The sequence below is a fragment of the Nostocoides sp. genome (assembly GCF_035343835.1).
GTDB lineage: Bacteria > Actinomycetota > Actinomycetes > Actinomycetales > Dermatophilaceae > Nostocoides_A > Nostocoides_A vanveenii.
Window position 1 is genome coordinate 1 of record NZ_DAOQZV010000284.1, and the last position, 3,744, is coordinate 3,744.

At 69.5% G+C, this 3,744-nt stretch carries 5 protein-coding genes; 4 read left to right on the forward strand and 1 reads right to left on the reverse strand.

What is annotated here, in order from left to right:
* A partial coding sequence (locus tag PKH97_RS14825) for a glycosyltransferase family 2 protein (RefSeq protein ID WP_324388350.1) occupies nt 1–965 on the reverse strand: 965 nt, incomplete at its 3' end.
* A 565-nt stretch (nt 966–1,530) separates the two neighbouring features.
* On the opposite strand from PKH97_RS14825, the gene PKH97_RS14830 reads away from it, so the two are divergent.
* The 4 genes from PKH97_RS14830 to PKH97_RS14845 are packed head-to-tail and all read left to right on the forward strand — an operon-like array spanning nt 1,531 to nt 3,463.
* Nucleotides 1,531–1,749 carry a hypothetical protein gene (locus PKH97_RS14830; protein WP_324388351.1) on the forward strand — a complete coding sequence of 73 codons (219 nt, stop codon included), beginning with the start codon at nt 1,531–1,533 and terminating at the stop codon, nt 1,747–1,749.
* A 29-nt stretch (nt 1,750–1,778) separates the two neighbouring features.
* Nucleotides 1,779–2,423 carry a nicotinate-nucleotide adenylyltransferase gene (gene nadD, locus PKH97_RS14835; protein ID WP_324388352.1) on the forward strand — a complete coding sequence of 215 codons (645 nt, stop codon included), beginning with the start codon at nt 1,779–1,781 and terminating at the stop codon, nt 2,421–2,423.
* On the forward strand, nt 2,410–2,817 hold the full coding sequence (rsfS, locus tag PKH97_RS14840; protein ID WP_324388353.1) for a ribosome silencing factor: 408 nt from the start codon (nt 2,410–2,412) through the stop codon (nt 2,815–2,817). Before nadD ends, rsfS begins: the two co-directional genes overlap by 14 nt.
* A 7-nt stretch (nt 2,818–2,824) precedes the next feature.
* Nucleotides 2,825–3,463 (forward strand): histidine phosphatase family protein, encoded by a 639-nt coding sequence (locus tag PKH97_RS14845; RefSeq protein WP_324388354.1) that lies wholly within the window; start codon nt 2,825–2,827, stop codon nt 3,461–3,463.
* Nucleotides 3,464–3,744 lie beyond the last annotated feature (281 nt).

Here is a 3,744-nt window from a genome sequence, read left to right on the forward strand (position 1 = left end):
CACGGCTGCCGGGTCGCCGCCGGGTTGGCCGATCCCGTGGCCGAGTCGTAGGCGACGTAGTAGCTGGGGCGGGCCTGGGCCGCGGCATACAGCCGGCCGACGTACTCGCCCAGGATGCCGAGCGCGAGCAGTTGCACCGCGCCGACACCGGAGACCACGACGACGGTGGAGGTCCAACCGGCGACGACGTGGCCGCGGACGCGGGCATACAAGGCGAAGATCAACAAGGCGAGCGAGGCGGCTCCGCCGACGAGACCGAGGAGGGTGGCGAAGCGCAGCGGGGCCAGCGAGAAGGCGGTCATCGAGTCGATCGAGAGGCGCAGCATCTTGGTGAACGGATACTTCGACGAGCCAGCCGCCCGCTCCTCCCGGCGATAGGTGACCGACGCCGACGGAAAGCCGAGGGCGGGCACGACAAAGCGGAGAACTCGGCCATACTCCGGCAGGGCATTGACCGCCTCGACGGTCGCGCGCGACATCAGGCGATAGTCGCCGGCATCTCGCGGCGCGGCCGTGCCCGCCATGGCGTCCATGGACCGATAGAACGCGCGCGCCGTGACGCGCTTGAATCTCGAGTCGCTGGATCGGTCGCTGCGTACGCCGTAGACGACGTCGACGCTCTCCGCGCGGGCGACGGCGAGCATCTCGGCGATCACCTCCGGCGGGTCCTGCAGGTCGGCGTCCAGGGTGACGACATACGCCCCCGTCGCCAGCGCGAGACCGGCCGAGATCGCCGCCTGGTGACCGGCATTGGCGCGCAGGCGCACTACCCGCAACTGCGGCCAGGCACGGCGCAGCTTCTGCAGCGCGATCGCCGTGCCGTCGCTGCTGCCGTCGTCGACGGCGACCACCTCGTATGCCGTTTCCAGTCCGTCCGCGACCGGCCGCAGGCGCGCTGCGAACAGCGGCAGGACGGCCTCCTCGTTGAACATCGGAACGACGATGCTCAGTTCGGGGACGGACATGGCGGTCACTCTACGCAGGCCAGCCTGAGCCTTCGGTGTGCGCCGGCTGTGCGGAACTGAGTCCAGGAGGAGAGACACCGGCCCCTCGATGTATGAGAACCGAGGGGCCGGAGTACTGCCAGGGCCTGCGGCGCGAGCCGGGGCCGCCAGGCGACGCTGGCCACTACAGGTCACCGGGGACGATGACCGCAATGAACTGACACCATCTGCGGTGAAGTCGCCTCGTGGCACCCTCGCGTCGTCGTCCGCGAGCTGTCGGACCTTCGTCCCAGGGCCGCCGCGCAGCGCGACAGCTATGCCTCGTTATCTCCTCCACCGAACACCGGGACGACTACTGCTGGCGCATCGACCCGACGTACGGACCTATTAAAGTCACCACCGCCCTGGTGTGCAACGACCTCCACGGGCTGTCCACCGCGACGCGCGCGGTTATCCACACGCCGCCCGTGCGGGCATCGCGTCATACACAGGTCTGTGGGCGAAATTGGTGGAGAACCCGCGACCGAGGGACGGGCGCGCTAGTGCCCGAGGGCGGCCGGTGGCGGCGGGGCGCTAAGGTTGGGCCATGTCGATGAGCATTGTCCAGTTCGCCGCCGAGGGCGAAGAACACCTGCGCGAACTGCCGATGCCGGCCTATCTGTATGCCGTGATCGCCTTGGCGCTGTTCGCTCTCGGCCTGGCTGTTCTCTGGTTCTTCCGCGGCACCGCCGCCAAGCTCGGTCAGCCGGGCCGCGCGCACGGCCACGACGCTCACGGGCACGGCTCCGAGAACGGCCACCACTGACCGGCGACGCCGACTCCTCGACGGCGCTCGTGGCTGCCGGTCGGGGCGCCCGGTTGGGCGTCATGGGCGGCACCTTCGACCCGATCCACCACGGTCACCTGGTCGCCGCAAGTGAGGTCGCTTCGCTTTTCGGTCTAGACGAGGTCGTCTTCGTCCCGACCGGGCAGCCCTGGCAGAAATCCGGGCGGTCGGTCAGCGCGGCCGAGCATCGCTACCTGATGACCGTCGTGGCGACGGCCTCCAATCCCCGGTTCACGGTCAGCCGGGTCGACATCGACCGGCCCGGCCTGACCTACACGATCGACACGCTGCGGGATCTGCACCGAGAGCGCCCCGATCAGGAGCTCTTCTTCATCACCGGCGCCGACGCACTGGCGCAGATCCTGTCCTGGAAGGACGCGGACGAACTCTTCGAGTTGGCCCAGTTCGTCGGCGTCACCCGGCCGGGCTATGAGCTGACCGAACACGGCCTGCCGGCCGACCGCGTGCACCTGCAGGAAGTTCCGGCGATGGCAATCAGTTCTACTGATTGCCGCGAACGCGTGGCGAAGGGCGAACCCGTCTGGTACCTCGTGCCCGACGGTGTCGTGCAATACATCAACAAATACCGGCTGTATGCGGCGGACACGCCTGCCGACGCGGCCGAGCCCAAGGAGAGCAGTGCCAGCATCTGACCGCGCCACGACCCTGGCCCGCGCCGCCGCGCAGGCAGCCGCAGACAAGATCGCCGCAACCATCGTCGGCCTCGACGTCAGCGGACAGTTGCCCCTGTCCGATGCCTTCGTCATCATCTCGGCGAGCAACGAACGCCAGGTCGCCGCCATCGTCGACGAGATCGAGGAGCAGGTGCGCCTGGCCGGTGCCAAGGTGCTGCGTCGGGAGGGCGCCCGGGAGGGCCGCTGGGTGCTCCTCGACTTCGGCGACATCGTCGTCCACGTCTTCCACGAGGACGAACGCAACTTCTACGACCTCGAACGGCTCTGGCGCGACTGCCCGCAACTCGACCTCGGCGTTGTCGGGACCGAGCAGACGCCGGCCGCCGGCTCAGCCGCCGCCGACGCCCGCTGATTCGCGTATGGCCGCGCCACGTCGCCTGATCCTGCTGCGGCACGGGGAGACCCAGGCCAATGTGACCGGTGTCTGGCAGGGCCATCTGGATGTTCCGCTGACCGAGCGTGGCATCGCCCAGGCGGCGGCTGCCGCGCCGGTGGTTGCGGCCTACGGGCCGGTGCGGGTTGTGGCCTCCGACCTCCAGCGGACCGCGGTCACCGGCCGGGCGCTCGCCGAGGTGTGTGGGCTCCCGCTCGACCTGGACGCGCGCTGGCGGGAGTTCGACGTGGGCCAGTGGACCGGACTGTCCTCGGCCGAGGTGATCGCGCTCCATCCCCAGGAGCGACAGCGGGCGCTGCGTGGCGAGGAGCAACGGCGTGGGATCGACGGGGAGGGCCCCTCTGAAGTCGCCGACCGCGTCCGCCCGGCGCTCGCCGAACTGATCGGCGCGCTCCCGGACTCGCAGTGCGCGGTCATCGTCAGCCACGGCGGCACCATCAAGATCATCGCCGCGCTGCTCCTGGGCCTCGACACGCTCACGACCTCGCGCCTGCTGACCGTTCCCGGCAACTGCGAATGGGCCGACCTGGTCGAGGGCACGACCGGCTGGCGGATCGCCGGCTGGAACCTCCGCGCTCTGTCACCAAACCCCCGCGCCCATTGACCGGCAGTTGATCCGCATCCCGCCCAACCCCGTCGAGAGGCCGGTTCAGGGTCGTCGAGAGGCCGGTTCAGGGTCGTATGGGTCCGACGCTCTGCGTGGGCGAGGCCGCACGCTGTTGCCGCACTTGGCCACGACGGGTGCCAGTCGACGGCCATCGACTCGGCGATTTGGGTTAGGTGCGTGCGGCCGGGTAATATTCCGCAGGTTGCTCGCCGACACCGGCAGCACGGGGCTGTAGCGCAGTTGGTAGCGCACCTCCATGGCATGGAGGGGGTCAGGGG

Excerpts from the sequence above, each read along its gene's own strand:
- PKH97_RS14845 (WP_324388354.1), top strand. The coding sequence starts at position 2,825 with ATGGCCGCGCCACGTCGCCTGATCCTGCTGCGGCACGGGGAGACCCAG.
- PKH97_RS14830 (WP_324388351.1), top strand. The coding sequence starts at position 1,531 with ATGTCGATGAGCATTGTCCAGTTCGCCGCCGAGGGCGAAGAACACCTG.